Below are 26,187 nucleotides of genomic sequence, written 5' to 3' on the forward strand. Positions count from 1 at the left end.
GCTCTACAGATAAGGGCGGGTGATCAGCTCGATCGCGTGACCGGCCGGGTCCTTGAAGTACACGCCCCGGCCGCCGTGCTCGTCGTTGATCTCGCCGGGGCGCCGCATCTGCGGATCGGCCCAGTGCTCGACGCCGCCCTCGCACAGCCGCTTGTACGCCCGGTCGAACAGCTCGTCGTCGATCAGGAAGGCGTAGTGCTGCATCTGGATCTCGATGTGTGCCGGCGGCGTCGCGAACTGGAGCAGCACGCCATCGGTGAGCTGGATGTTGGTGAAGGGCCCCCAGGACGGTGCTTCGGGGAGCTCCAGCAGCTCCCGGAAGAACAGAGCAGACTCGTTGCTGTCCTTGGCGGCGATGATGGTGTGGTTGAACGTGACTGTCATACGGTTGACCTCGCTGTGGGTTCGACACGGAAGAGGGACGCTCGGGTGCGGGAGCACGGGGAGGTCCGCGTGTCGAAACGAGGGGCTGGGGGTGCGTCGAGCGCACCCACCGTGCGATCAGTCCACCACCGGGTGGCCAATCCGTGAGTGGCGTAGCGACGCCGGTCCGGTGTTCACATCGGGGATGCTACCGATCAACGGCCGACGGCGCAGGTCATTAACGCGCCACTCGACGCGGTGCTCCGACCGGAACCGTCGCCCGGACGCTCTTCGCGACCCCCCGTCAGTCGTCGAACCACACCACCAGCCGGACGTCCTCGTCACCGTGCAGGTCGGCGAGGGTCCGCATGACGGTCCGGACGGGGCCCCACTGGTCGTCGGGCACGGCGTCACGGCGCCTGAGGCGCTCGACACGGAACATCCGGTCGCCGTCGACCCACTGATGCTGGTCCGGGCACAGACCGTACTGTCCGACCTCAGAAAAGCAGGGGACCGGTCTCCGCCGGGCTGCGAGGATGCCTCTGTTGCCCGGGCGGAGGATCTTTGTTCGTTTTCGTGTGTGCGGAGTGCGGCGCCGAGTTGACCGACCCGTTGTCCCACGTTCCCCTTCCGGCCCACGCCCATCAGATGTACGGGAACGGGACCCAGCTCCCCGTGCTCATGGAGTCGGGGACCTTCGCCGTGGAGCCGGAGCCCTGGGGGCCGCCCTGGCGGACGTGGGAGGAGATCGGTCCGGAGGAGGCGGCCGCCCGCGGTGTCCACGCGCCCGTCCACGCCCTCTCCGACGGTGCTCCGGGGGCGATCGTCATCGCACCCGGAGATGTCCGCGGCACCCTGCTGATCCCCGAGAAGCGCGGCGGCGCCTGCTGCGGTCTCGCCCAGGGCGACGGGCCCAACATGGCCTGCGAGACGTGCGGTCTGCTCGTGGCGACCAGGATCGACGACTGTTCGCTCTGGCAGGCGGTGTGGCTCGCCCCGTACGCCGTGCACCGCCTCCCCGTCGACGACGCCGGCCCCGACGCCGTACCGCTCTCCTGGGAGAAGCTGATGGAGAAGGACCGGGGCACTCCTCCGTTCGAGCCGATCACTCCGTGGGGGGAACGACTCGGGTCGCACCGCCACTGGTCATGGAGCCCGCAATGGGAGGCGGCGGCCGGGCAGGCCCTCGCCCATCTGCTGGCGGCCTCCGAAGGACAGCCGGTGACCGTCCCGAACGGCCTCGTCGAGGAGGTGTTCCAACCCGCCCTCGACGCCCTTCTGCCCGCCGGCCCGCCGGAGCGGCGGGCCGTCCTGGCGGGACCGGGACTGCCCGCCCCCGACGCGGGCGCCGACATCCTGCTCGTACCGGTCCATCCGCAGACGGGTCGCACCTGGACCCCCGCCGGCCCGGCCACGTCGGCGTACCCGGTGCCGCTGACGTTCGGGGTGTGGCGGTGGATGGCCTTCCCCCAGCCCCCACTACCGGTTCCGACGTCGGGCCGCGTGGCCGACGACGTCCTGGACGACCTGTTCTCGCCCCGCGCCCCTCACCCCTTCCAGGTCGACCGGGGAACGTTCCGGCGCACGCTGGTCCGGCTGCCGGCCGTCCGCGGCCCGTGGCTGCGCGAGATCGTCGACAACCTCGCGCAGCGCCCGGTCACCGGCGGCTTCTAGAACGCGAAGACCGCGCCCGTCCTCGCGTTCAGCTCACACGCGTTGCCGAACTCCTTCTTCCAGCTGAGCGGCGCGTCGTTGAACGTGCCCTCCGCGGTCACCGTGACCGGGTCGTACTCCGTCGTGCAGACGACGTCCGCGCCACCCTTCAGCTTGTCGAGTTCGCCGCCCGCGTCGTGCAGCGCGTCGCACGCCGCAGCCGCGTTGGGGTGGTTGCCGCCGGTCGGGCGGCAGCCGAGGAAGACGTCCTTCGCCACGCCCTCCGCGTCGGTGACGGTCAGGTGGAGCCGGGTGGGCGGCTTCGGCACGGCGTCCGCCGCGCTCGCGAGGCCGAGGCCGAGGCCGGCGAAGGTGGCGGCGGCCAGGCCGTATGCAAGGGTGCTCTTCATGCCCCGGCCAACGACGACCTTCTCCCCGGGTCACTAAGCTCCACCCACGTGACCAGCAAATTCATCCTCTTCGACGTCGACGGCACCCTTATGGACGCTGTCGCCAACCAGCGGCGTGTCTGGCACGCCTGGGCGGCACGCCATGGGCTCGACGGGGACGAGGTGTACGCGGTGGCGCTCCGCACCCGGCCCGTCGAGACCTTCGCCGCCGTCGCGCCCGGTCTCGACCCGGACGCGTGTCTCGCGCTCCTGCACGAGTTGGAGGACGAGGACGTCCGTACGGGCACGTACTCCGCCTTCGACGGCGCGGCCGACCTGCTCACCGCACTCCCTCCCGGCTCCTGGGCGCTCGTCACCTCCAACTACGAACACCGGGTCCGGGGCCGCTTCGAGCGCACCGGCCTCCCCCTCCCCCACCTGATCGTCGACGCCGCGTCCGTACACGAGGGCAAGCCGTCCCCGGCTCCGTACCTTCTGGCGGCCGAGAAGCTGGGCGCCGAGCCCGCCGACTGTCTGGTGGTCGAGGACGCGCCGTCCGGGGTCCGGTCGGGCCTGGCCGCCGGCATGACGGTCTGGACCGTGAACGCCCCGGCCGCCCCCGAGGGGTCGCACCGCCACTTCAGTTCACTGGCCGAGGCGGCTCCGGAGATCCACGCGACGCTCGGCCCGCTGCCGCTGCCGCTTCCGCTTCCGCTTCCGTGACGTAACGGCGGAACACGGGGACCCGGACGTCCCCCTCCGGCCGGAACGCGACCTCCAGGTCCATCCCGATCCGGAGGTCGCCCTCCGCCACCCCCACCACCTCGGTCATCAAGCGTGGGCCCTCCACCAGGTCGACGACCGCCGCCACGTACGGCACCCGGTCGCCGAAGGGCGGCAGGTCGTTGCGGTGGACGACGGACCAGGTGTAGAGCGTGGCCCGGCCGCTCGCCCGCTCCCACCGCACGTCCTCGCTCCAGCAGTACGGGCAGAACTCGCGCGGGTAGTGGTGGGCCTTCCCGCAACCCTCGCACCGCCTCAACAGCAGCCGGCCCTCCCCCGCCGCGTCCCAGTAGGGGCGGGTGAAGGCGTCGATGTCGGGGTCGGCGGCGGTCATCGGAACAGTCCGATCGCGTGGTCGAGGGACCAGGTCTGCCAGGACATCGCGAGAAGCGCGACCAGGGAGATCAGCGCCATCATCGCGTTCTGCCCCTGCTCGGCCCAGTCGTGGATCATCAGGACGAGGTAGAGCAGGTTGAGCAGCAGCCCGCCCACCAGCGCCACGGGCGTCAGGAAGCCGACGATCAGCCCGAGGCCCAGGGCCAGTTCGGCGTAGACGACGAGGTACGCCATCACCTTCGGGCGCGGTGCCACGACCGCGTCGAAGCCCTTCTTCACGAACGGCCACCGGTGCTTGCCGGCGACGTCCGCCGCCCAGGCGATGCCGGTGCCGCGCTCGAACCAGCCCTTCTTGTCCTTGTGGCGCCAGCTCTCCAGCCACCACAGGCCGAGGCCGATGCGGAGGACGGCGAGCCATTCGGCGCCGGTGAGCCAGATGGTCTGCATCGGTCGCTACCTGCCCCTCCCGAAGGTGATCTGACGGTACGTCAGTTCAGCTGATCCGGGCCCGTGCGCGCAAGACCCCCGCACATCCCCACACACCCCGCCCACACGTGACCGTTTCGCAACCGATTCCCCTCTTGACCGAGACCCAACAAGTGAGCATCTCGTTACGCTGAGCATTCGTGACCAACACCCCCCAATCCAGACCGGACCACCCCGTCTACGTCATCGGGGGCGGACCCGGCGGACTCGCCGTCGCCGCCTCCCTCCGCGCGCAGGGCGTACGGGCCGTCGTCCTGGAGAAGTCCGACGCCGTCGGCGCCTCCTGGCGCTCGCACTACGACCGTCTGCGGCTGCACACCACCCGCCGCCTCTCCGCGCTGCCCGGCCTGCCGATACCCCGCTCCTTCGGGCGCTGGGTCGCCCGCGCGGACGTCGTGCGGTACCTGGAGAAGTACGCCGAGGCGCACGAGCTGGAGATCGTCACCGGTGTCGAGGTCTCCCGCGTCGAGCGCGCCGGTGAGGACTGGCTCCTGCACGCGACCGGCGGACGGCGGCTGACCGGGCGGGCGGTCGTCGTCGCGACCGGCTACAACCACACCCCCCGCGTGCCCGAGTGGCCGGGCCTGGAGGCGTACGGCGGTGAGCTGATCCACGCGAGCGCCTACCGCAATCCCGCGCCGTACGAGGGGAAGGACGTCCTCGTCGTCGGCGCGGGGAACACGGGGGCCGAGATAGCCGCCGACCTCGCCGAGGGCGGGGCCGCGCGGGTACGGCTCGCGGTGCGCACCGTGCCGCACATCGTGCGGCGCTCCACGGCCGGGTGGCCGGCGCAGCGGACGGGGATCCTGGTCCGGCGGCTACCGGTGCGGCTGGTGGACAAGCTGGGCGAGCTGGTGAGCCGGATCTCGATACCCGACCTGTCGGAACACGGGCTGCCCCGGCCGGACACGGGGCTCTACTCGCGGGTGCGCGAGGGCGCGGTCCCGGTGCAGGACGTGGGCCTGATCGACGCCGTACGGAAGGGGAAGGTGGAGATCGTCGGCGCGGTCGGCTCCTTCGACGGCGACAAGGTGCTGCTCGCGGACGGCTCCACGATCACCCCGCAAGCCGTGATCGCGGCGACCGGCTACCGACGGGCCCTGGAATCACTGGTCGGCCACCTGGACGTCCTCGACGAGCAGGGCCGGCCGGCAGTGCGGGGCGCGCGGACGGCGCGCGAGGCGCCGGGGCTGTACTTCACGGGGTTCACGAACCCGATCAGCGGGATGCTCCGTGAGCTGGCCCTGGACGCGGAGAAGATCGCGCGCGGGATCACCCGTCAGCGCGCCTCGGCCGCCCGCCGCCGCGGCGAGGCGCGGCGACGGGCGGACTGACCCGGTCAGGCGACGGTCGGGCCACGGTCAGGTGGCGCAGCCGTACTTCTTGGCGAGGTTGGTGGCGGCCTCCCGCACCACGGTCGCACTGTTGCGGATCGCGGTGTCCCGGTCGACGAGGTCCTTCTTCTCCGCCTGTGAGGGTGCGCTGAGCGACACCGTGATGTACGGGGCGGTCGAGCCCATGCGGGCGGCGCAGCCGGCAGGCAGCGTGGCCTCGGCCTGGTCGGGGAGCGCCCAGCCGGTGTATCCGGGGCCGAGGGGGACGGAGTCCTTCTTCCGGCCGGCGGCGTGCCGGTTGTCCTGGACGATCAGTTGGTAGACCCCGCGGGGGACGTCACTGTCCGTGTTGGCGCGCTGCACCTGGCACCCTTTGAACACCGCGTGATCGGTGCTCTTGCCCTCGCGCTCCCACTCCTCCGCGCTGACCTCACCCCCTTGCCGTCGTCGATCAGTTCCGCCGTCTGCCGGCTGAGCGCCCCGTGACACAGGGTCTGCGGCAGCGGCGGCTTCTCCTCGCCGTCAGGCCAGAAGCTCGCCGTCACGACGGCCACCCCGGCGGCGCCGAGCACGATGGTCAGCGGCAACCACTTCTTGTCCACTACGGCTGGCCCATCTTCATCTGGGCGTCCTGGATGCCGTTCTGGTACCACTGCTCGGCGGTCGGCTGGAGGCCGTCCTCGTACTCGCCCGGGCTCACGTCCAGCTCCGTGTCCGGGTCGAGGCCCTTTTCCGCGAGTTGATCGATCAAGAGTCCGGGCCATTCCTGACGGCCCGTCACTTTGCTAACCTGACGAGACGTCAGATGACTGGTCGGACGTCGGGCAGGGCGGAGCGGAACGATGCTTGGATCGACTCACGGCACCTTCACCACCGATCTCCGCGCCCGCGTGGACGCCTGCGGAGAGCCTCACTCGGACCGGAACGTCGTGCGCGGCACGACCGCGATCGCGGGAGACGTCGACGTCAGCGGGCGGCCGTTGCACGTACCCGTGCCCGACCTCGACCGGTTCTTCCGGCCCGGGTCCGTCGCCGTCGTCGGCGCCTCCGACGCCGAGGGGCGGCCCAACACCGGCATCACCCGGCAGCTCATCGCCTGGGCCGAGCGGGTCGGCGCCCGGCTCGTGCCCGTGCACCCCACCCGTACGAGCGTCTTCGGGATCGACTGCGTGCCCTCGGTCGGCGCGCTCGGTGAGCCCGTCGACCTCGCCGTCCTGCTCGTCGCCGACCCGCTCCCCGTCGTCGAGGAACTGGCGGAGGCCAAGGTGAGGTTCGCCGTCGCCTTCGCATCCGGCTTCGCCGAGACCGGCGACGAGGGCGCCGCCGCGCAGGAACGTCTCACCGACGCCGTCCGGCGGTCCGGGATCCGTCTGCTCGGACCGAACACCAACCTCAACGCCTTCGAGCGCTTCCGCGACGACCTGGACGGGCCGGCGATCGCGCTCATCACCCAGTCCGGGCACCAGGGCCGGCCCGTGCACACCCTCCAGGAGCTGGGGATACGGCTCTCCCACTGGGCGCCCACCGGCAACGAGGCCGACCTGGAGACCGCCGACTTCATCTCGTACTTCGCGACCCGGCCCGAGGTCGGGGCCATCGCCTGTTACGTCGAGGGGCTCAAGGACGGGCGCTCCTTCCTGCTGGCCGCCGACCGCGCCGCCCGCCAGGGCGTGCCCGTCGTCGCGGTGAAGGTCGGGCGGACCGAGACCGGCGCGCGGATGGCCGCCTCGCACACCGGCAAGCTCACCGGCGCGGACCAGGTCGTCGACGCGGCGATGCGCCAGTTCGGGGTCATCCGGGTCGACGGGCTCGACGAGCTCCAGGACACCGCCGCCCTGCTGGCCCGGGCCCGCAAGCCGGTCGCCGACGGTGTCGTCGTCTACTCGATCTCCGGCGGCACCGGCGCCCACTTCTCCGACCTCGCCACGGCCGCCGGGCTGACTCTGCCCACCCTCTCGGAAGCCAAGCAGGCGGAGCTCCACCAGTGGATACCGCCGTATCTGAACGTGGCCAATCCCGTCGACAACGGCGGGCACCCGGTCGGCGACTGGCGCGGACGGAAGATCATCGACGCGATCCTCGCCGACCCGTCCGTCGGGGTGCTGATCTGCCCCATCACGGGCCCCTTCCCTCCCATGAGCGACAAGCTGGCGCAGGACCTGGTCGACGCGGCCGAGGCCACCGACAAGCTGGTGTGCGTGGTGTGGGGCTCGCCGGTCGGGACGGAGGCCGCCTACCGCGAGACCCTGCTCGGATCCTCGCGCGTCGCCACCTTCCGTACGTTCTCCAACTGCATCGGGGCCGTGCGGGCCTACCTCGACCACCACCGCTTCACCGCCGCCTACCGCTCCCCCTTCGACGAGGCCCCTCGCACCCCTTCCCCCTCCTTCCGCAAGGCCCAGGCCCTCATGCGGCCCGGCCGGCAGCTGAGCGAGCACGCGGCGAAGCAGCTGCTGCGGGCGTACGGGATCCGGGTGCCGCGCGAGCAGCTGGTGACGAGCGCCGCCGCGGCCGTCCGGGCGGCCGGTCTGGTCGGCTACCCGGTGGTGATGAAGGCGTCCGGTGCGCAGCTGGCGCACAAGACCGAACTGGGGCTCGTGAAGGTCGGGTTGACCTCGGCGAGTCAGGTCCGGGACGCGTACCGCGAGCTGACCGACATCGCGCGCTACGAGGGCGTCGACCTCGACGGGATCCTGGTCTGCCAGATGGTCGGGCGCGGGGTCGAGATGGTGGTCGGCGTGACCCGCGACCCGCTCTTCGGGCCGACGGTCACGGTGGGTCTCGGGGGCGTCCTGGTCGAGGTCCTGAACGACGCGTCCGTGCGCGTGCCGCCGTTCGGCGAGGACCAGGCCAGGAGGATGCTCGGCGAACTGCGCGGGCAGGCTCTGCTGAAGGGCGTACGGGGGGCTCCGCCGGCGGACGTGGACGCGCTGGTGGAGGTCGTGCTGCGGGTGCAGCGGATGGCGCTCGAACTCGACGGCGACCTCGCCGAACTGGACATCAACCCGCTGATGGTGCTGCCGCGCGGGCAGGGCGCGGTGGCGCTCGACGCGCTCGCGGTGTGCCGATAGGAGCCCGGAGCCCGGTGGAAGAGATCCTGCACAGCATCGACAACGGCGTCTCGTGGATCACGCTCGACCGGCCCGAGGCGATGAACGCCGTCACCTGGGACCAGCGCGAGCGGATCATCGCGCTGCTGGGGGACGCCTCGGCCGATCCGGACGTACGGGCGGTGGTCCTGACCGCCACCGGTCGCGGCTTCTGCGCGGGCGCGGACCTGCGGGGCGCCCCGTCCTCGGGCGAGCGCGTCCCCGGTGACGTGGCGCGGACGATCCAGCTCGGGGCGCAACGCCTGATCGGGGCCGTACTGGACTGCGAGAAGCCGGTGATCGCGGCGGTGAACGGCACGGCGGCCGGGATCGGGGCGCATCTGGCGTTCGCCTGCGATCTCGTGCTCGCGGCGGAACCGGCGACGTTCATCGAGGTGTTCGTACGCCGCGGCCTGGTGCCGGACGGGGGCGGGGCGTATCTGCTGCCCCGGCTGATCGGCCCGCAGCGCGCGAAGGAGCTGATGTTCTTCGGCGACGCGGTGACGGCGCACGACGCCCGGGAGCTGGGCCTGGTGAACCGGGTGGTTCCGGCGGAGGAGCTGCAGAAGACCGCGCGGGAGTGGGCCGAGCGGCTGGCCCAGGGGCCGACACGGGCGCTGGCCCTGACCAAGCAGCTCGTGAACGCCTCCCTGGACAGCGACCGCTCCACCGCGTTCGCGGCGGAGGCGGCGGCCCAGGAGATCAACATGACGACGCGGGACGCGAACGAGGGTGTGGCGAGCTTCGTCGAGCGAAGGACGCCTCGGTACGAGGGGCGGTAGCCGCCCCCTGACCTCCCGGTTTTTCGGTCGGTGTTGTCGCGGAGGAGCGACGCGTACCACGCTGACGCTGACCGCGGCTCAGCGCGGCATGAAGATCACCGTCCGTGTGAACGCGTACCGGCCCGCGCACTACGCGGGTGTCGCGTGGACCGCTTCGACGGGGGCCGTCGCGGCCTGACCGGGCGGACGTGGTGGGACCCGGGGACCCCGGGACGGGCTTCAGCGGCCCGTCCCGGGGTCTTCTCGTATCCAGGGGTGGCCGACGGGTATCTATCTGACGACTCGTCAGCTTCAATGGACGGTGTGATGGGACATGCTGGGATGGCGGCCACCGCCGTCCGATACCTCAGGTCGGCCGGGTCGCCCACGGCCGTCGAACCGCACCCCAGGCCGCGGCTCCGGGCGGTACGGGAGGACGAGCGGCTGCCCGTCGACCCGGCCGAGTTCCGGCGCGTGCTCGGGCACTTCGCGAGCGGCGTCACCGTCGTGACGGCCCCCGGCCCCGACGGCCCAGCCGGCTTCGCCTGCCAGTCCTTCGCCTCGCTCTCCCTGGATCCGCCCCTGGTCGCCTTCATGGTCGCCCGTACGTCGACCACCTGGCCCCGCATCGCCCGGGCCGGGGTCTTCTGCGTCAACGTCCTGGGTGCGGACCAGGGGGAGTTGTGCCGGGGCTTCGCGAGGAGCGGGGCCGACAAGTTCGCGGGCGTGGACCACGACGGCGCCCCGGTGACGGGCTCCCCGCGGCTCGCCGGGGCCCCCGCCTGGATCGACTGCACGATCGCCACGGTCCACACGGGCGGGGACCACCTGATCGTGGTGGGGAGGGTGGAGGCGCTCGGGGCCGCGGAGGGCGGCGAGCCGCTGCTCTTCCACCGGGGGCGGTTCGGGCGGTTCACCGGTTAGGGGCTGCCCGGCTGACCGCGCCGTCCGCGAGAGGCAGCTCGTGACGCTGCCGACGGCAGTCCTGGTCGTCCTCCCGGCTCTGCGCCTGTCGGTGGGGTGACCGCAACGGCTTACGCCTACCCGGCACCCTCCCCGACCGCAAGGGCTCCGGACGAGACCACCGATCGTCGGATCACGCCACAGAAGTGGGTCTGTTGTTGGGCATGGTGGTTTCCTGTCCCTGGCCGAAGGGGGCGCTCCAGCTGCCGGTGCCCTTGTAGAGGTACGTCCTGTTGTCGGCGGAGTTGGTGGCGAAGAGGTCGGGTCGGCCGTCGCGGTCGGCGTCGCCGATGCCGACGAGGTGGCTGTAGCCCTGCCAGCCGGCGCTGATCTTGATGCGGGGGGCGAAGGTGCCGTCGCCCTTGCCGAGGTGGAGCCAGAGGACGCCGGCGGTGTCGCGGCCGACGAGGTCACCGGCGGCGGCTCCGGCGATGTTGCCGGTGGCGGTGATCTGGTTGTAGCCGTGCCAGCCGGTGCCGAGCTTGACGCGCGGCGCGAAGGGGGCGCTCCAACTGCCGGTTCCCTTGTGCAGCCACAGGGCACCCGTCCCGTCGGTGGCGACGAGGTCGGACTTGCCGTCCCCGTTGAGGTCGCTGCCGCCGGTGATCTGCTTGTACCCGCCCCAGCCCGTGCCCACCTTGTAGCGGGGTGCGAAGGTGCCGTCGCCCTTGCCGAGGTAGTGCCACAGCACACCGGCGGTGTCGCGCGCCACGATGTCGCCGTGGGCGGCGCCGGCGATGTTGCCGACCGCCTCGATCTGGTTGTAGCCACCCCACCCGCTGCCGATGAGCTTCTGCTCCGCCGATGCGATCGACCCCATCCAGTGGTTTTCGTGGTCGAAGTGCGAATCGGCGCGCCAGAGACGACCCGAACCGTCGCGCAGCAGCACGTCCGGGGTGCCGTTGTCGTTGTAGTCGTGCGGCGCGGGCTTGCGGACGACCTTGAACGTCCCGGAAGTGACCAAGTTCGGGCCGAGGCCATTCAGGGGTTCGGCGCTGATCTCCCAGGTGTAGTCACCGTTGTAGGCGGTTTCGACCAAGGTGGAGCCGAGAACACCTCTCCAGCCGATGTACAGAACCCCGTTCGCCGGCTGGTCGAACTCCTGAAAGATCGTCTTGCCCGTCCGGACGTGCCGCAGGGTGACCTTGGCCCGTACGTTGGACCGAGACAGCCACCATTGGAACCCAAACGCGCCGTAATTCTGGTCGAGATCCATCGTGCCGGGGATGTTGTGGCTCAGCAGAGCCACCTTGGTGGACTCGCCGCTGCTCGCGACGAGCGTGGCGGCCGGGACGCCGTCGACGCCGGGGGCGATCCGGTAGAGACCCTCGCCCTGCGCGACGGTACCGCCGCGCACGATCTGGGCGCCGTCGGGTGCGACAGCGGCCGTCAGAGTGTGGTCGAGGAGCCTGCGAGTGGAGATCCCATCCTTCAGACTGCGCGCGGTCAGGACGTGCAAGGGATCCGCCTTGACGTCGGTGAGACCGCTGCGGGTGCCGTACGTGACCCACTCGCCGACCAGACCGACCTGGACGTCCTTCCGCCGGACGTTTCCGAGGCGGAAGTTCTGCGCCGCCTGGGCGGCGCGATCGACGGCCACCAACGTGACGTCGGCCTCTTGGTCGTACTCGACCCATGCGATGTGCGTCGCCGAGAGCGCGATGTTGCCCTTCGCGGTCGCGGGGACTTCGTAGGTCTCGATCACGGTGTTCGTGGCCAGGTCGAGCGTGGCCACGTAATTCTGGTAGTCCGTATCCGCGTACCCGTTGTACGTCAGCAGGGCGTGATCGGTGGTACCGGGGTGGACTTTGAGGTTCCAGACGTTTTCCGGAACACCGGTCGTCACCTTGCCCGACCCGCTGGTCATGGTGTGCATGTGAAGGAGCCGGTCCCCCACGGTGGTGAACAGAGCCGTTCCCGCGGCTCCCGCGTAGCGGGTCTCCGTGTCGAGCGGCACCGAGCTCAGCTTCTGGCCCGTCGCCATGTCGGTGAGGTCGGCACCAGTGGTCCAGTGGGAGGCCACGATGTCCCCCGACCCGGTGTTCTCGATCTGGGGACCCCAGTTCAGCGCCCTCGCGGGAGAGCCGTCCGCCGGGACCCAGTACCGCATCGGGTTGGCCTCCGTGAGGGCCAGGTACCCCGTGGCAGTGGCACCGAAGATATTGCTGTTCTTCGGGAACGGCGCGACAGTCGTCGTGGTCGTCGCCGCTCTCGTGGCGCCTTCGGCGACCGGCGCGGCGATCGCCGGCGCGGTCAGCCCGCTCCCGCCGGCGGTGACGACGAGCACGGTGACGACGGCCGCGGCGAGCCGACGACGAGCGGGACGGGCGTGAGACAAGGCGGGTTCTCCTCAGGAAGACCAGGCGCACCATACGTTGCGCCCGATCAGACTCGCGATCACCAGGGATGGTTGTACCGCGCCCGCGTACGACCTGGAGATGCGATGAGCTGCCGAAACAAGGCCACCCACTCCCGCACTAGGAGACGTGAGAGTGCGCCACGGGGGTCGGGGGACGGCGGCGGATCACCAGGGCCATCAGGGCCGCCGCCGCGCACAGGGCGCCCGAGGCGTACCAGACCACGTCGTAGGAGCCGAAGACGTCCCGCGCCACGCCGCCCGCGAAGGCGACCACCGCCGCGCCCACCTGGTGGGAGGCGAGGACCCAGCCGAAGACGATCGCGCTGTCCTCCCCGTAGTGCTCGCGGCACAGCGCGATCGTCGGCGGGACCGTCGCCACCCAGTCCAGGCCGTAGAAGACGATGAAGAAGATCATCGGTGGGTGGACGGACGGCGCCAGGAGCATGGGCAGGAAGAGCAGCGAGATCCCCCGCAGCGCGTAGTACACGGCGAGCAGGCGCCGCGCCTCGAAGCGGTCCGTGAACCAGCCGGAGGCGATCGTGCCGACGACGTCGAAGACCCCGATGACGGCGAGCAGCGAGGCCGCCGCGGTGATGGGCATCCCGTGGTCGTGGGCGGCCGGCACGAAGTGCGTCTTGACCAGGCCGTTCGTCGAGGCGCCGCAGATCGCGAACGTGCCGGCCAGGAGCCAGAACGGGCCGGTGCGGGCCGCCTTGAGGAGGACGCTCACGGCGCGGCGGGCCGCCCCCGTGACCGGGGCGGGCTTCGGCGCGAACGTGCCGCCGTACGGCGCGAGCCCCACGTCGGCCGGGTGGTCGCGCAGCAGCAGCCAGACGAAGGGCACGACGGCGAGCGCGGAGAGCGCCACGGTCACCGAGGCCGGGCGCCAGCCGTGGTTCTCGACCAGCCAGGACAGTAGGGGCAGGAAGACCAGCTGGCCCGACGCCCCGGCCGCGGTGAGGATGCCGGTCACCAGGCCGCGCCGGGCGACGAACCACCGGTTCGTCACCGTCGCCGCGAACGCCAGCGCCATCGAGCCGCTGCCGAGGCCGACGAGGACGCCCCAGAACAGGACGAGCTGCCAGGCCGCCGTCATCCACACGGTCAGCAGGGAGCCGAGCGCGATCACGCTCAGCGCGACCGCGACGACCCGGCGGATGCCGAAGCGGTCCATCAGGGCCGCGGCGAACGGCGCCGTCAGGCCGTACAGCGCGAGGTTCACCGACACCGCGAAGCCGATCGTGCCGCGCGACCAGTCGAACTCGCCGTGCAGGGGCTCGATCAGCAGCCCGGGCAGTGAGGCGAAGGCCGCGGCGCCGATGATCGTGACGAAGGTGACCGCCGCGACGAACCAGGCGCGGTGGACTCGGGGGGTACGGGGCAGGACGGGAGGCGGCGTCGCGGCGGTCTCGGTTGTCTGGGTCACGTCACACAGCATCGTGGCCCGGGCGACCCCCCACCACTGGCCCGAATGACAACTTTCGCAAGGATCGGGACACGAGGGTCATACCCGCGGCAGCGTCCTGATCGGCCGCACCACCAGCAGCGCCACCACCACAAGCACCGCGATCCCCGCCCCCGCCAGCAGGACCCTCTCGGCGCCCACCGCCTCCGCCACCGGCCCGGCCAGCGCCCGGCCCGCCGCCATCATCAGCAGCGATCCGGCCACGTCGTACGCGTGCATCCGGTTCAGCGCGTCCTGCGGCACATGCGTCTGCACCGACGTCGACCACATCACCAGCCAGAACGCGAAGGCCGCCCCGCCCAGGAACTGCCCCACGCCCAGCAGCGCCACGGACACCCCCGAGCCGAGCAGGAGGAGGTTCACCGGCAGGCCGAGCAGCGCCACCGCGCCCGCCGCCAGCGGGCGGCGCGGGCGCAGCCGCAGGGCGAGCAGGCCGCCGACCGCGCTGCCGGCGCCGTTGACGGCCATCAGCGTGCCGTACGCGGCCGAGCCGTGGTCGCCGGTCACCAGGGTCGCGGTCAGCGGCACCATCGGGCCGGCGACCGTCAGGCCGTACACCGTCCAGATGGCGATGACCCCCCACAGCCAGCTCCGGGCCCGGAACTCCCGCCAGCCGACGGCCATCTCGGCGCGCAGCGAACCCCGGACCGCCGCGTCGCCCGGGGCCGCGGGTATCCGCATCAGAGCGAGGCAGAGGGCGCTGACGGCGAAGGTCGCGCCGTTGACACCGAAGGCGGCCCCCGCCCCGGAGAGGGCGACGAGGAGGCCCGCCACGGCCGGACCCGCCATGGTCATCAGGGACTCGACGACCCGCAGGACCGCGTTGGCGCGCTGCACGTCGGGGGCGATACGCGGGATGGTGGAGGCGACGCCCGGCTGGAAGAGGGCGGCGCAGACACCGCTGACGGCGCTGAGCGCGTACACGGCCCACAGCGGCGGACCGCCCGTGGCGAAGGAGACGGCGAGGACGGCCGCGCCGGGCAGCCGCAGCACATCCGCGAGGATCATCATCCGGCGTGCGGTGAAGCGGTCGGCGAGGACTCCGCCGAAGACGACGAAGAGCGCGAAGGGGCCGATCCAGGAGCCCAGCGCGTACCCGACGGAGGAGTCGGGGTACCCGGCGCCGAGCAGACCGGCGGCGAGGGCCACGGGCACCATGCCCTCGCCGAACACGGCGGCGGCCCGGGCCACGAAGAAGAGCCGGAAGTTACGGTTCCAGAGGGCGGGAGCCGCGACCGGTGCGGGAATGGGCTCCCGCACCTCAGACTTGTACGAGTAGTGCTCCGATGGCTTGCCCGTGGGCTTGTTCGCCGGCATGTCCGTTGGCTTGTCCGTCACAGACTCGACTTCTAGCAGCAAGTGGTCTGGACCACAAAGGGAATAACTCGTGCCGCACCGTGTCGCCGTCCTCGCCCTGCCCGGCCTCCTCCCCTTCGAACTGGGCATTCCCCACCGGATCTTCGGCCGCGCCAAGGACACCGAGGGCCGGCTGCTGTACGAGATCGTGACCTGCGCCCCGGTCGCCGGGCCGGTCCGGACGGACGCGGACTTCGCCGTTCAGGTGGAGCACGGCCCGGAGGCGCTCGCGGCGGCGGACACGGTCGTCGTCCCCGCCTCGTACGAACTCGGTCCCGTCTACGACGAGGGCAGGCTGACCGACGAACTGGCGGCCGCCCTCGCGCACATCCGGCCCGGGACCCGGCTCGTGTCCATCTGCACCGGCGGGTACGTGCTCGCCGCCGCCGGCTACCTCGACGGCCGGCCGGCCACCACGCACTGGGCCTCGGCCGAGCACTTCCAGCGGCTGTTCCCGAACGTCCGGGTCGACGCGGACGTCCTGTTCGTCGACGACGGGGACGTCCTCACCTCGGCGGGCGTCGCCGCCGGGATCGACCTGTGCCTGCACATCGTGCGCCGCGACCACGGCAGCGCCGTCGCCAACGAGGTGGCCCGCAGGACGGTCGTACCGCCGCACCGGGACGGCGGACAGGCCCAGTACATCCAGCGCCCGCTCCCGGAGCCGGGCACGGCGACGACGACGACGGCCCGCGCCTGGGCACTGGCCCATCTGCACGAGCCGATCCAGCTGCGGGACCTGGCGGTACGGGAGTCGATGAGCGTGCGGACGTTCACGCGCCGCTTCCGGGAGGAGGTCGGCGTCAGCCCCGGCCAGTGGCTCACCCAGCAGCGGGTGGAGCGGGCCCGCCACCTCCTGGAGTCCACCGACCTGCCGGTCGACCAGGTGGCGCGGGACGCCGGCTTCGGCACGCCCCAGTCCTTGCGCTCCCACCTCCAGGCCGCGATCGGCGTGACCCCGAGGACCTACCGGCGCACGTTCCGGGCGGGTGTCGTCTAGAGGTGTCGTCCAGAGGCGCCGCCTAGAAGGTCAGCACGCCGCGTGCGACCTTTCCCTGCTCGGCGTCCTCCGCCGCCCGCGTGAACTCCTCCACCGGGTACGTGGCGGTGACGAGTTCGTCGAGCAGGAGACGGCCCTCGCGGTACAGCTCGGCGTAGAGGGCGATGTCCTTCTGGGGGCGGGAGGAGCCGTACCGACAGCCGAGGATCGACTTGTCCAGGAACATCGCGGCGGGCGGGAAGCTCGCCTCGGCGGTGGGTGCGGTCATGCCCAGCAGGATCGCCTGGCCGTGACGGTCGAGCAGGTCGATCGCGGTGCGGACGAGGCCGGTGTGTCCGACGCATTCGAAGACGTGGTCGGCGCCGGTGGGGAGGATGTCCCGGACGGTCTCCGTGGAATCGAGGAAGTGGGTGGCCCCGAAGCGGAGGGCGGTCTCTTCCTTGGCCGGGTTGGTGTCGACGGCGACGATCGTGAGCGCGCCGGCGATGCGGGCGCCCTGGAGGACGTTGAGTCCGATGCCGCCGGTGCCGATGACAACGACGGTCTCGCCGCGGTCGACCTTGGCGCGGTTGAGTACGGCGCCGACGCCGGTGAGGACGCCGCAGCCCATGAGGGCGGCGGAGGTGAGCGGGATGTCCCGCGGGATCTTCACGGCCTGGACGGCCTTGACGACGGTCCGCTCGGCGAAGGAGGAGTTGGAGGCGAACTGGAACAGGGGCCGGCCGTCGGCCCGGGAGAACGGCTGCTGGGGCCTGCCGATCGCCTTGCGGCACATGGTGGGGCGCCCGCGGTCGCAGTCGGCGCAGGCGCCGCAGTTGGCGAGCGTGGAGAGAGCGACGTGGTCGCCGGGGGCGACATGGGTGACGCCGGGCCCGACGGCCTCGACGACACCGGCGCCTTCGTGGCCGAGGACGACGGGGGCGGGGAAGGGGATGGTCCCGTCGACGACGGACAGATCACTGTGACAGAGCCCGGCGGCGACGACGCGGACGAGCACCTCGCCGGGCCCGGGTTCGCGTACGACCAGGTCGTGCACGACCTGGACCTGCTTGCCGTCGTAGACGACACCTCTCATGAGCGTGCTCCTCGTGTCGGGGGGCGGGTATTTCCCCCACCCCACTCCGTTGTGGGCATTCGTTCCGCATGGGGGTCCCCCCAGGGCGAAGCCCTAGGGGGAGGAACGGGTGGGCACAACCCCACGACGGCGCCGCACCCGTGGGTACCGTGGGCACGGGGCGCCTGGGCCCGGCAAGGGCGCCGTCCGTTGTGCCCACCCGTTCCGCCCCAGCGGAACAGTTGCCCACAACGGTGGGGGCACCGGCCCCGCGCACGCCCTACCCGTTCGGTCTGGCGCCCTCCGCCGCCGCCCTCGCCATCTCCTCCAGCCGCGCCAGCATCGGCATCGGGTCCGTCCCCACCGTCCCCGGCAGGAAGTCCGCGATCCGTTCCGGTGTCCACGCGCCGCCCTCCGCGTACCCCGCCCGCAGTTCCCTCGGCTGCGCCCACACCGCGATCTTGGGGCCCGCGATCGTGTAGACCTGGCCGGTGATCCGCTCCTCCCTCGCCCGCTCCGACAGCAGGTAGACGACCAGCGCCGCCACGTCCTCCGGCTCGCCGATCTCCTTCAGCTCCATCGGCACGTTCGCCGACATCCGGGTCCGCGCCACCGGCGCCACCGCGTTCGCCGTGACCCCGTACTTGTGCAGCCCGAGTGCGGCGCTCCGCACCAGCGAGATGATCCCGCCCTTGGCCGCCGAGTAGTTCGCCTGCGCCACGGACCCCTGGTGGTTGCCGCTCGTGAAGCCGATCAGCGTTCCCGCGCCCTGCTTCCGCATCACCGCCGACGCCGCCCGGAAGACGGTGAACGTGCCCTTCAGATGCGTCGCGACGACCGGGTCCCACTCCTCCTCGGACATGTTGAACAGCATCCGCTCGCGCAGGATCCCGGCCACGCACACGACCCCGTCGATCCGCCCGTACTCCGCCAGCGCCACGTCCACGATCCGCTGTCCGCCCGCCATCGTGGAGATGTCGTCGGCGACGGCGACCGCCGAGCCCCCCGCCGCCTCGATCTCCTTCACCACCGCCAGCGCGACCTCCGACGTCGGCTCCCCACCCTCGATGGAGACCCCGTAGTCGTTGACGACGACCTTCGCGCCCTCCGCCGCGCACGCGAGGGCGACCGCCCGGCCGATCCCCCGCCCCGCGCCCGTCACGGCGACGACCTTGCCTGCCAAGAAGTTCCCCACGCCCGGCCCCTTCCCGCATTTTCTGACGGTCCGTTAGATTCGTTCGTCGACAGGATTCTACGGTCCGTCAGATACCGGAGAACAAGACCCCGGAGGCCCCGATGTCAGATCCCGCGCAGCTCCCCGCCGAGTTCCACGACATCGCCAAGCGCGTCAACAACTGGGGACGCTGGGGCCGGGACGACGAGATCGGCACCCTCAACCTGATCACCGACGACGTCGTACGACAGGCCGTCGCGACCGTCCGCTCCGGCCACCGCGTGCCCCTCGCCCTCGACCTCAAGCAGGACGGCATACAGACCGGCATGATCCCGGGCCGGGTCAACCCGCTCCACGTCATGGTCCAGATCAACCAGGAGCTCTTCGGGCCCGGCACGGTCGCCACCAGCGATGACGCCGTGACCTTCGGCCTCCAGGCCGGCACCCACTGGGACGCGCTCACCCATGTCTCGCACTCCGGCAGGATCTACAACGGCCGGCCCGCCGCCACGATCACCCCGCACGGCCGCTCCGAGTTCAGCGGCATCCACACCGCCCGCCACATCGTCAGCCGCGGTGTCCTGCTCGACGTGGCCGCCGCCAAGGGCCTGGAGCAGCTGCCCGGCGACCACGCCGTGACCCCCGAAGACCTCGACGAGGCCGCGGAATTCGGCCGCGTCACCGTCCGGGCCGGCGACATCGTCCTCGTACGGACCGGGCAGATGCGGCAGTACCTCGCCGGGGACAGGCACGCGTACGCCTTCCCCTCCCCCGGCCTCTCGATCCGTACGCCCGAGTGGTTCCACGCCCGCGATGTCGCCGCCGTCGCCAACGACACGCTCACCTTCGAGATCTTCCCGCCCGAGATCGAGAACCTCTGGCTGCCCGTGCACGCGCTCGACCTCGTCGAGATGGGAATGCTCCAGGGCCAGAACTGGAATCTGGAAAGTTTGTCCACAGCCTGTGCACAACGCGAGCGGTACGCGTTCCTGCTCTCCGCGATGCCCGAGCCCTTCGTGGGCGGTACGGGCACACCGGTGGCCCCGGTGGCGATCCTCTGAGTGGTGAACCATGGGTGGCGGCGCACTCGCGCGCGCCCCGAGCACGGCACGACGTCGCCGCCGCCACCCCGGACACGACCCGCACTCGTCGAGGGCTCACGCCCTCGACGTCCCCTCGCGTCGAATCGCTCACCCCAGGGTGAACAAAACGCCACGAATCGTCAACAGGGCACCGAAGCCGAAGGGGTGGTCACCGACGCCTCCGGCGTCGTCGCCACCCCTCGGTCCACCTCGCACCAGATGCTCTTGCCCACGCCCTCGGGCTGCCAGCCCCACCGGTCCGCCAGGCCGGACACCAGCTCCAGGCCGCGCCCGTTGGTGTCCTCGCCCTGCGCGCGTCGCGGCAGCGGCGGCCGGTCGCTCGTGTCGGCGACCTCCACCCGTACCGTCCCGGCGCCCTGACAGTCCGCGCCGAACAACATCCGCAGCACGGCCGGGCAGCCGGTGTGCACCACGGCGTTGGTCACGAGCTCGGAGATGAGCAGCACCAGCGTCTCGGCCAGCGGCTCGTCATCCCCTATGCCCGATCCGGCGAGCCTCGAGCGCGCCCATCGCCTGGCACGCCCCACCTCCGCCGGGTCCGGCCCGACCTCCAACTGAACCTGAAGCACCTGCACCGCTCACACCATCCGAACCGGCGGACACATCGCCTCGCGCCTCACAGCCATCGACGTCCTTACGGAACGTGATTCCCTTGTGAGACAGCATGGTTGACGTACAGTCACCGCAACAAGCGCTTCAGGCATATTCCAGCGCGAAGGAGTACGCATGGTCCATACTGTGCGACGCACGCTGCGGAGAGTCGAACAGGAGGGCGTCCAGCGCCTCCACGGGGTACGAGCGGCGGGCATCGCCGGATCCGGAGCCGCCGCATCGACGGCACCGGGACGATCCGGGCCCACAAGCACTCGCATCCCACGGAGGGTACCGGAGCGGGGCCCCGACTCCGGGCCGTGACGGACCGGCCGAAGGACACAACCCGATATCGACGCTCCGTGAGCGGCGGGCACCCGTCGGCTACAGCGCGGCCGCCTCGACCTCCGCCGCCCGGGCCCTCGACAGCCCGCGCTCGGCCCGCACCCAGGCCCGCTTGAGGTGCAGATGCACATCGGCCTCCCAGGTGAAGCCCATGCCGCCGTACACCTGGAGACAGTCCCGCGCGCAGTCCACCGCCGCCTCGTCGGCGAGCAGTTTCGCCCCGGCGATCTCGACGGGGTCGGCGGTGACGGCGGCGGCGTAGACGGCGGCGCGGGCGACTTCCGTTCGTACGAGCATCTCGGCACACAGCTGCTTGACGGCCTGGAAGCCCCCGATCGGCTGCCCGAACTGCTCCCGGGTACGTGCGTACTCGACGGCCATCTCGGTGGTACGCCCGGCACTCCCCAGCTGCTCAGCGGCGGTGAGCAGAACCCCCGTCGGGGGCAGTGGTTCGCGCCCGGGCACCCGATGCAGCGGCGTCAGCGGGTCCACCGACCGCACAGGCACGGCACCCTCGACATCGCCCAGGACCACGTCCGCCTCGTCCAGCCACTCCACCAACACCCCGTCGACCGCCGTCACCACCACCTCCCCCTCCGCGGCCCCCTCCACCTCCCCCGCCGCCACATGCGTCGCCACCAACGGCCCCGGCAACAACACCCGCCCCGCCTCCTCGAACACGAGCACCGCCTCCGGCAGCCCGAGCCCCACACCCCCCGCCGCCTCCGGCACCCGTAGCGCGAAGAACCCGGCGGCCCCCAGCTCCCGCCACAGCGCGCGGTCGAGCCCCGGGGAGTCCACCGCCGCCCGGAGCGCGTCCCGGTCGAAGCGGCCGGCGAGCAGCTCCCGTACCCCCGCCTTCAGCGCCTTCTGGTCGTCCGTCAGCCGGAAGTCCACGACCGGTCTCACCGCCCCTTCGGCAGGCCGAGGATCCGCTCGGCGACGATGTTCCGCTGGATCTGCGAGGTTCCGGCGGCGATGGTGTACGACAGCGAGGACAGCCGGTCGAGATTCCACTCCCGCCCGAGGTCGAGCGCGTCCGGCCCGAGGACGGCGGCGGCAGCGTCGTAGAGCTCCTGCCGCGCGTGTGAGTACCGCAGCTTGAAGACCGAGCCCCCCACACCTGGAAGCCCGGGCCCCGCCTGTGCCTCGCTGACGTTCCACTGGGTGAGCCGCCACAGCGCCCGGAACTCGGCGCTCAGCCTGCCGAGGCGCCGCCGCACCTCCGGGTCGTCCCAGGCACCGTTCTTCCGCGCCGTCCCCGCGAGTTCACCGAGCACCCGCCGACACGCCACGACCTCGCCGACGAAGGCCGTACCGCGCTCGAAGGACAGCGTCACCATCGTCACGCGCCAGCCGTCGTTCTCCTCGCCGACCCGGTTGGCGACGGGCACCCGGACCTCGTCGAGGAACATCTCGGCGAACTCCGTCGATCCGGCCAGCGTCCGCAGCGGCCGGACCGTGATGCCGGGGGCGTCCATGGGCATCGCGAGCCAGCTGATCCCCCGGTGCTTGGGGCCAGAAGCGTCCGTCCGTACGAGCAGCTCGCACCAGTCGGCGACCTGGGCGTGCGAAGTCCAGATCTTGGAGCCGGTGACGACGTACGCGTCCCCGTCCCGTACCGCCCTCGTCCGCAGCGACGCCAGGTCCGACCCGGCCTCCGGCTCGCTGAAGCCCTGGCACCACACCTCGTCGCCGCGCAGCACCGGCGGCAGCCAGCGCTCGCGCTGGTCGGCCGTGCCCTCGGCGGCGACGGTCGGCCCGGCGTGGAGCAGTCCGACGAAGTTCGCGCCGACGTAGGGCGCCCCGGCGCGCTCGGTCTCCTCCAGGAAGATCAGCCGCTGGGTCGGGGAGCCGCCCCAGTGCACGTCCGCGTAGCCCGCGTCGTACAGCCGCCGCTGCCAGCCGCAGTCGTACGCCCGCCGCCCCGGCCAGTCCAGCGGGTCGGGCTTCGGCGGCAGCGTGGGCAGCGCGCTCACGAGCCACGACCTCAGCCCCTCCCTGAACTCCTCCTCCTCGTCCGTGTACGTGAGATCCATCAGACGATGCCCAGGTCGAGGTCGAGGCCCAGCATGCGGATGGCGTTGCCGCGCATGAGCTTGTAGACCGTCTCGTCGTCGAGGCCCTGGACGTGGTCGAGGGCGACCTCCTTCGTGTGCGGGAAGGTGGAGTCGACGTGCGGGTAGTCGGTCTCGAAGGTGGCGTTGTCCCGGCCCACCACGTCCAGCGAGGCGATCCCGTGCTTGTCACGGAAGAAGCAGCAGAAGATCTGCCGGTAGTAGTACGTGGACGGCGGCTCGGGGATCAGGTCGCGGACGCCGCCCCAGGCGCGGTGCTCCTCCCACACGTCGTCGGCGCGTTCGAGGGCGTACGGGATCCAGCCCATCTGGCCCTCGCTGTACGCGAGCTTCAGCCTCGGGAACTTCACCAGGACACCGCTGAAGAGGAAGTCCATCATCGAGGCCATCGCGTTGTTGAAGCTGAGCGCGGCCTGGACGGCGGGGGGCGCGTCGGGGGAGGCGGCGGGCATCTGGCTGGAGGAGCCGATGTGCATGTTGACGACCGTGCCCGTCTCCTGGCAGACCGCGAAGAAGGGGTCCCAGTAGCCGGAGTGGATCGACGGGAGTCCGAGATACGTCGGGATCTCCGAGAAGGTCACGGCCTTCACGCCCCGGGCCGCGTTCCGGCGGATCTCCGCGACCGCCAGGTCGATGTCCCAGAGCGGGATGATGCAGAGCGGGATGAGCCGGCCGCCGCTGTCGCCGCACCACTCCTCGACCATCCAGTCGTTGTAGGCGCGGACGCAGGCGAGGGCGACCTCCTTGTCCTTGGCCTCGGCGAAGGTCTGGCCGCAGAAGCGCGGGAAGGTGGGGAAGCAGAGGGAGGCCTCGACATGGTTGAGGTCCATGTCGGCGAGGCGCGCCTTCGGGTCCCAGCAGCCGCGCCGCATCTCCTCCCTGGTGATCCCCTCCAGGGTCATCTCGTCGCGGTCGAAGCCGACGGCGGCGATGTTGCGCTTGTACGGGAACTGCAGGTCCTCGTAGATCCACCAGTCGGTCGGCGGCCCGTCCGGGTCCATCGTGATCCGGTACTTCCCGCCGACGTAGGCGAGCTCCCCGATTCCGGCGGTCAGGGGCTGGGGCCCGCGGTCGCGGTACTTGGCGGGGAGCCAGGTCTCGAAGAGGTGGGCCGGCTCGATCACGTGGTCGTCGACGCTGATGATCCGCGGAAGTTCCGTCATGAGACCCTCTCCCATTCCGAGGCTGTTTCTGATGCCCCGTCAGATATTGACGGCTCTCAGGCTAGCCCCGCGCCTCTGGACCGACAAGCAGCGCACCTCTACGCTCTCCAGTTGATCTGACTGGCCGTCAGCTAAGGGGATCGCCGTGACCGACACCGCACACGCCCTGGGTACCTCCCGCACCCTCTGGGAGCTCGTCGAGCGCCGCGCCGACCTCACGCCCGACCGGGCCGTCCTCCTCCAGGGGGACAGGACCCTCACCTTCGGCGGGCTGCGCGAGCGGGCCGAGCGGTGCGCCGCCGGTCTGTACGGGAGGGGGGTGCGGCCCGGCACCGTGGTGGCGTGGCAGCTGCCCACCCGGATCGAGACCGCCGTCCTCTCCTTCGCGCTCGCCCGCATCGGTGCCGTGCAGTCCCCCGTCATCCCCTTCTACCGGGACCGCGAGGTCGGCTTCGCGCTGCGTGAGTCCAAGGCCGACTTCTTCGCCGTGCCCGGGACGTGGCGCGGCTTCGACCACACGGAGATGGCGCGGCGGCTCGGGGCGCGCGGGATCTTCGAGGCGTACGACTCCGTGCCCGACGGCGACCCGGCCGTCCTGCCGCCCCCGCCCGCCTCCGGCACCGACGTGCGCTGGATCTACTGGACGTCGGGGACGACCTCCGACCCCAAGGGCGTCCTGCACACCGACCGCTCCCTCATCGCGGGCGGCTCCTGCCTCGCCCACGCGCTGCGCCTGACCGCGGACGACATCGGCTCGATGGCCTTCCCGTACGCGCACATCGCGGGGCCCGACTACACGGTGATGCTGCTGCTGTACGGGTTCCCCGCGGTGATGTTCGAGCAGTTCGCGCTGCCCGACGCGGTGGCGGAGTACCGCCGTCACGGCGTGACCGTCGCCGGCGGATCCACCGCGTTCTACTCGATGTTCCTCGCCGAGCAGCGCAAGCTGCCGCCCGGCGAGAGGCTGATACCGAGCCTGCGGCTGCTCGCGGGCGGCGGGGCTCCGAAGCCGCCGGAGATCTACCACGCGGTGGTACGGGAGTTGGGCTGTCAGCTCACCCACGGGTACGGGATGACCGAGGTCCCCATGATCACGATGGGTTCACCGGACGACACCGCGGAGAACCTGGCGACGACGGAGGGCCGGCCGCCCGAGGGCATGGAGATACGGATCGCCGACGACGGCTCCGGGAACGGCGAGGTACGGCTCAGGGGTGAGGCGGTCTGTCAGGGCTATCTCGACCCCGCGCAGACGGCCGCGGCCTTCGACGAGGACGGCTTCCTCATCACCGGCGACGTGGGGCATCTGACCCCGAGCGGCCATCTCGTCCTCACCGGCCGGATCAAGGACGTCATCATCCGCAAGGGCGAGAACATCTCGGCCAAGGAGATCGAGGACCTTCTCCACCAGCACCCCGCGGTCGGCGACGCCGCGGTCATCGGCCTCCCCGACCCCGAGCGCGGCGAACGCGTCTGCGCGGTGATCGAGCAGCCGCCGGGCGCCGCACCCCTGAGCCTGCGGACCGTCACCGACTTCCTGCGGGCCGCAGGGCTCTCCGTCCACAAGCTGCCGGAACAGCTGGAGGTGGTGGAGGCCCTGCCGCGCAACGAGACCTTGCGGAAGGTCCTGAAGTACAAGCTCCGGGAGCGGTACGGCGCGGGCCCCCTGCGTTAGTCCCAGAGGCGGGCGAAGGCCGCCACCGCCGCGTCCTCGTCGACCCGGCCCGAGGCGGCGGTCGGCAGGGTACGGGCGCTGAGCGCGGCCGGCACGGGGGCGATGCCGAGCGCGAGCAGGGCGCGCTCGATCTCGGCGGGGGTCTCGGCGATGGCGAGGACGGCGCGCAGGAAGGGCCGGGCGATCTCGGCGAAGCGGTCGGGGTGGTCGTGCAGCCGCTTCACCGCGCCTCCGACGAACTCCTCGCGGCTGACCCGCTGGTCTCCGTCGACGTCGGCGATCCCGGCCATGCCCTGCCAGAAGGCCTCGGCGCCTTGGCAGAGCGCCTGCCCCCGGTCGGAGCGGAACGGGACCTCGAACTCCGTCAGGAGTCGCTTCGCCGCCGTGTTGAAGTCCTCGCGCGAGATCGTCCCGTCGCCGTCCTGGTCGAACGCGGCGAACCGGGAGGCGATCCGGCGCTGGTAGAGCTGTCCGGGGTCACGGTCCTGGTCCTGGTCCCGGTCCTGATCCTGGTCCTGATCCTGGCGGTCCTGGTCACGGTCCTGCTCGGCTTCCATGGGCTCCATGTGCGGAGAGTACGACGAGGAAGGCGCTTATGCCGAGAGGGGCCGCGGTGTCTCCCTCCGCGAGCGGAACGGCTGGGCGGGAACGGTCGTGGTCTGCCCGA

General features: G+C 71.5%; 26 protein-coding genes. 9 read left to right on the forward strand and 17 right to left on the reverse strand.

The window, feature by feature from the left end:
• Positions 1–3: 3 nt before the first annotated feature.
• Positions 4–384 (reverse strand): VOC family protein, encoded by a 381-nt coding sequence (locus ACFYV5_RS18065; protein WP_389169270.1) that lies wholly within the window; start codon positions 382–384, stop codon positions 4–6.
• 283 nt (positions 385–667) lie between these two features.
• On the reverse strand, positions 668–805 hold the full coding sequence (locus tag ACFYV5_RS18070; RefSeq protein ID WP_389169272.1) for a hypothetical protein: 138 nt from the start codon (positions 803–805) through the stop codon (positions 668–670).
• Positions 806–927: 122 nt separating this feature from the next.
• On the opposite strand from ACFYV5_RS18070, the gene ACFYV5_RS18075 reads away from it, so the two are divergent.
• Positions 928–2,037 (forward strand): hypothetical protein, encoded by a 1,110-nt coding sequence (locus tag ACFYV5_RS18075; protein WP_389169274.1) that lies wholly within the window; start codon positions 928–930, stop codon positions 2,035–2,037.
• Here the strand turns inward: ACFYV5_RS18075 and ACFYV5_RS18080 are convergent.
• Positions 2,034–2,426 (reverse strand): SSI family serine proteinase inhibitor, encoded by a 393-nt coding sequence (locus ACFYV5_RS18080; RefSeq protein ID WP_355104868.1) that lies wholly within the window; start codon positions 2,424–2,426, stop codon positions 2,034–2,036. The genes ACFYV5_RS18075 and ACFYV5_RS18080 overlap by 4 nt on opposite strands.
• Before the next feature lie 48 nt (positions 2,427–2,474).
• Between ACFYV5_RS18080 and ACFYV5_RS18085 the strand changes: the two genes are divergently transcribed.
• The gene (locus ACFYV5_RS18085; protein ID WP_389169276.1) at positions 2,475–3,128 is read left to right on the forward strand and encodes an HAD family hydrolase; all 654 of its coding nucleotides are present in this window, start codon (positions 2,475–2,477) and stop codon (positions 3,126–3,128) included.
• Here ACFYV5_RS18085 and ACFYV5_RS18090 read toward each other — a convergent pair.
• Both ACFYV5_RS18090 and ACFYV5_RS18095 read right to left on the reverse strand, forming a co-directional pair.
• Positions 3,046–3,522 carry a Zn-ribbon domain-containing OB-fold protein gene (locus ACFYV5_RS18090; RefSeq protein ID WP_389169278.1) on the reverse strand — a complete coding sequence of 159 codons (477 nt, stop codon included), beginning with the start codon at positions 3,520–3,522 and terminating at the stop codon, positions 3,046–3,048. The genes ACFYV5_RS18085 and ACFYV5_RS18090 overlap by 83 nt on opposite strands.
• A complete protein-coding gene (locus ACFYV5_RS18095; RefSeq protein WP_355104862.1) occupies positions 3,519–3,971 on the reverse strand; it encodes a DoxX family membrane protein in 453 nt (150 codons plus the stop codon). The genes ACFYV5_RS18090 and ACFYV5_RS18095 overlap by 4 nt, the downstream gene beginning before the upstream one ends.
• A 179-nt stretch (positions 3,972–4,150) precedes the next feature.
• On the opposite strand from ACFYV5_RS18095, the gene ACFYV5_RS18100 reads away from it, so the two are divergent.
• The gene (locus tag ACFYV5_RS18100) at positions 4,151–5,344 is read left to right on the forward strand and encodes an NAD(P)/FAD-dependent oxidoreductase (protein WP_355104860.1); all 1,194 of its coding nucleotides are present in this window, start codon (positions 4,151–4,153) and stop codon (positions 5,342–5,344) included.
• 27 nt (positions 5,345–5,371) lie between these two features.
• Here ACFYV5_RS18100 and ACFYV5_RS18105 read toward each other — a convergent pair whose 3' ends face one another.
• Entirely contained in the window at positions 5,372–5,707 is a 336-nt protein-coding gene (locus ACFYV5_RS18105) for a hypothetical protein (RefSeq protein ID WP_389169281.1), read from the reverse strand.
• Positions 5,708–5,945: 238 nt separating this feature from the next.
• Complete coding sequence (locus ACFYV5_RS18110) at positions 5,946–6,095, reverse strand: hypothetical protein (protein ID WP_389169283.1); 150 nt, start codon at positions 6,093–6,095, stop codon at positions 5,946–5,948.
• Between the two features lie 91 nt (positions 6,096–6,186).
• Here ACFYV5_RS18110 and ACFYV5_RS18115 point away from each other — a divergent pair, with 91 nt between their 5' ends.
• The 3 genes from ACFYV5_RS18115 to ACFYV5_RS18125 all read left to right on the forward strand — a co-directional run bounded on the left by ACFYV5_RS18115 (position 6,187) and on the right by ACFYV5_RS18125 (position 10,118).
• Positions 6,187–8,415 (forward strand): acetate--CoA ligase family protein, encoded by a 2,229-nt coding sequence (locus ACFYV5_RS18115; RefSeq protein ID WP_389169284.1) that lies wholly within the window; start codon positions 6,187–6,189, stop codon positions 8,413–8,415.
• 80 nt (positions 8,416–8,495) lie between these two features.
• Entirely contained in the window at positions 8,496–9,215 is a 720-nt protein-coding gene (locus ACFYV5_RS18120; protein WP_389169973.1) for an enoyl-CoA hydratase/isomerase family protein, read from the forward strand.
• 294 nt (positions 9,216–9,509) lie between these two features.
• Positions 9,510–10,118, forward strand: a complete 609-nt coding sequence (locus ACFYV5_RS18125) for a flavin reductase family protein (RefSeq protein ID WP_389169286.1) — start codon at positions 9,510–9,512, stop codon at positions 10,116–10,118.
• Between the two features lie 172 nt (positions 10,119–10,290).
• On the opposite strand, the gene ACFYV5_RS18130 is transcribed toward ACFYV5_RS18125, so the two are convergent.
• The 3 genes from ACFYV5_RS18130 to ACFYV5_RS18140 all read right to left on the reverse strand — a co-directional run bounded on the left by ACFYV5_RS18130 (position 10,291) and on the right by ACFYV5_RS18140 (position 15,298).
• Positions 10,291–12,495 carry an FG-GAP repeat domain-containing protein gene (locus ACFYV5_RS18130; RefSeq protein WP_389169288.1) on the reverse strand — a complete coding sequence of 735 codons (2,205 nt, stop codon included), beginning with the start codon at positions 12,493–12,495 and terminating at the stop codon, positions 10,291–10,293.
• 139 nt (positions 12,496–12,634) lie between these two features.
• Positions 12,635–13,954 (reverse strand): MFS transporter, encoded by a 1,320-nt coding sequence (locus tag ACFYV5_RS18135; protein WP_389169290.1) that lies wholly within the window; start codon positions 13,952–13,954, stop codon positions 12,635–12,637.
• Positions 13,955–14,020: 66 nt separating this feature from the next.
• A complete protein-coding gene (locus ACFYV5_RS18140; protein WP_389169976.1) occupies positions 14,021–15,298 on the reverse strand; it encodes an MFS transporter in 1,278 nt (425 codons plus the stop codon).
• Between the two features lie 70 nt (positions 15,299–15,368).
• Here ACFYV5_RS18140 and ACFYV5_RS18145 point away from each other — a divergent pair, with 70 nt between their 5' ends.
• A complete protein-coding gene (locus tag ACFYV5_RS18145) occupies positions 15,369–16,337 on the forward strand; it encodes a GlxA family transcriptional regulator (protein WP_389169292.1) in 969 nt (322 codons plus the stop codon).
• A 22-nt stretch (positions 16,338–16,359) separates the two neighbouring features.
• Here the strand turns inward: ACFYV5_RS18145 and ACFYV5_RS18150 are convergent, their stop codons facing one another.
• On the reverse strand, positions 16,360–17,412 hold the full coding sequence (locus ACFYV5_RS18150; RefSeq protein ID WP_389169294.1) for a Zn-dependent alcohol dehydrogenase: 1,053 nt from the start codon (positions 17,410–17,412) through the stop codon (positions 16,360–16,362).
• A 259-nt stretch (positions 17,413–17,671) separates the two neighbouring features.
• Positions 17,672–18,586, reverse strand: a complete 915-nt coding sequence (locus ACFYV5_RS18155) for an SDR family NAD(P)-dependent oxidoreductase (RefSeq protein WP_389169296.1) — start codon at positions 18,584–18,586, stop codon at positions 17,672–17,674.
• 101 nt (positions 18,587–18,687) lie between these two features.
• Here ACFYV5_RS18155 and ACFYV5_RS18160 point away from each other — a divergent pair, with 101 nt between their 5' ends.
• Positions 18,688–19,626, forward strand: a complete 939-nt coding sequence (locus tag ACFYV5_RS18160) for a cyclase family protein (protein ID WP_355104832.1) — start codon at positions 18,688–18,690, stop codon at positions 19,624–19,626.
• Between the two features lie 161 nt (positions 19,627–19,787).
• On the opposite strand, the gene ACFYV5_RS18165 is transcribed toward ACFYV5_RS18160, so the two are convergent.
• The 4 genes from ACFYV5_RS18165 to ACFYV5_RS18180 form a co-directional block, all read right to left on the reverse strand.
• Positions 19,788–20,243 carry an ATP-binding protein gene (locus tag ACFYV5_RS18165; RefSeq protein WP_355104830.1) on the reverse strand — a complete coding sequence of 152 codons (456 nt, stop codon included), beginning with the start codon at positions 20,241–20,243 and terminating at the stop codon, positions 19,788–19,790.
• 400 nt (positions 20,244–20,643) lie between these two features.
• The gene (locus ACFYV5_RS18170; RefSeq protein ID WP_389169979.1) at positions 20,644–21,501 is read right to left on the reverse strand and encodes an acyl-CoA dehydrogenase family protein; all 858 of its coding nucleotides are present in this window, start codon (positions 21,499–21,501) and stop codon (positions 20,644–20,646) included.
• An 8-nt stretch (positions 21,502–21,509) separates the two neighbouring features.
• Complete coding sequence (locus ACFYV5_RS18175; RefSeq protein WP_389169298.1) at positions 21,510–22,643, reverse strand: acyl-CoA dehydrogenase; 1,134 nt, start codon at positions 22,641–22,643, stop codon at positions 21,510–21,512.
• Positions 22,643–23,845, reverse strand: coding sequence for an amidohydrolase family protein (locus ACFYV5_RS18180; protein ID WP_355104826.1), 1,203 nt, complete (start codon positions 23,843–23,845; stop codon positions 22,643–22,645). Before ACFYV5_RS18180 ends, ACFYV5_RS18175 begins: the two co-directional genes overlap by 1 nt.
• A 145-nt stretch (positions 23,846–23,990) precedes the next feature.
• Between ACFYV5_RS18180 and ACFYV5_RS18185 the strand changes: the two genes are divergently transcribed.
• The gene (locus ACFYV5_RS18185) at positions 23,991–25,520 is read left to right on the forward strand and encodes an AMP-binding protein (RefSeq protein ID WP_355104824.1); all 1,530 of its coding nucleotides are present in this window, start codon (positions 23,991–23,993) and stop codon (positions 25,518–25,520) included.
• Here ACFYV5_RS18185 and ACFYV5_RS18190 read toward each other — a convergent pair.
• A complete protein-coding gene (locus tag ACFYV5_RS18190) occupies positions 25,517–26,086 on the reverse strand; it encodes an EF-hand domain-containing protein (RefSeq protein ID WP_389169301.1) in 570 nt (189 codons plus the stop codon). The genes ACFYV5_RS18185 and ACFYV5_RS18190 overlap by 4 nt on opposite strands.
• Positions 26,087–26,187 lie beyond the last annotated feature (101 nt).

The sequence above is a fragment of the Streptomyces sp. NPDC003035 genome (assembly GCF_042888285.1).
In the GTDB taxonomy this organism is placed as follows: domain Bacteria; phylum Actinomycetota; class Actinomycetes; order Streptomycetales; family Streptomycetaceae; genus Streptomyces.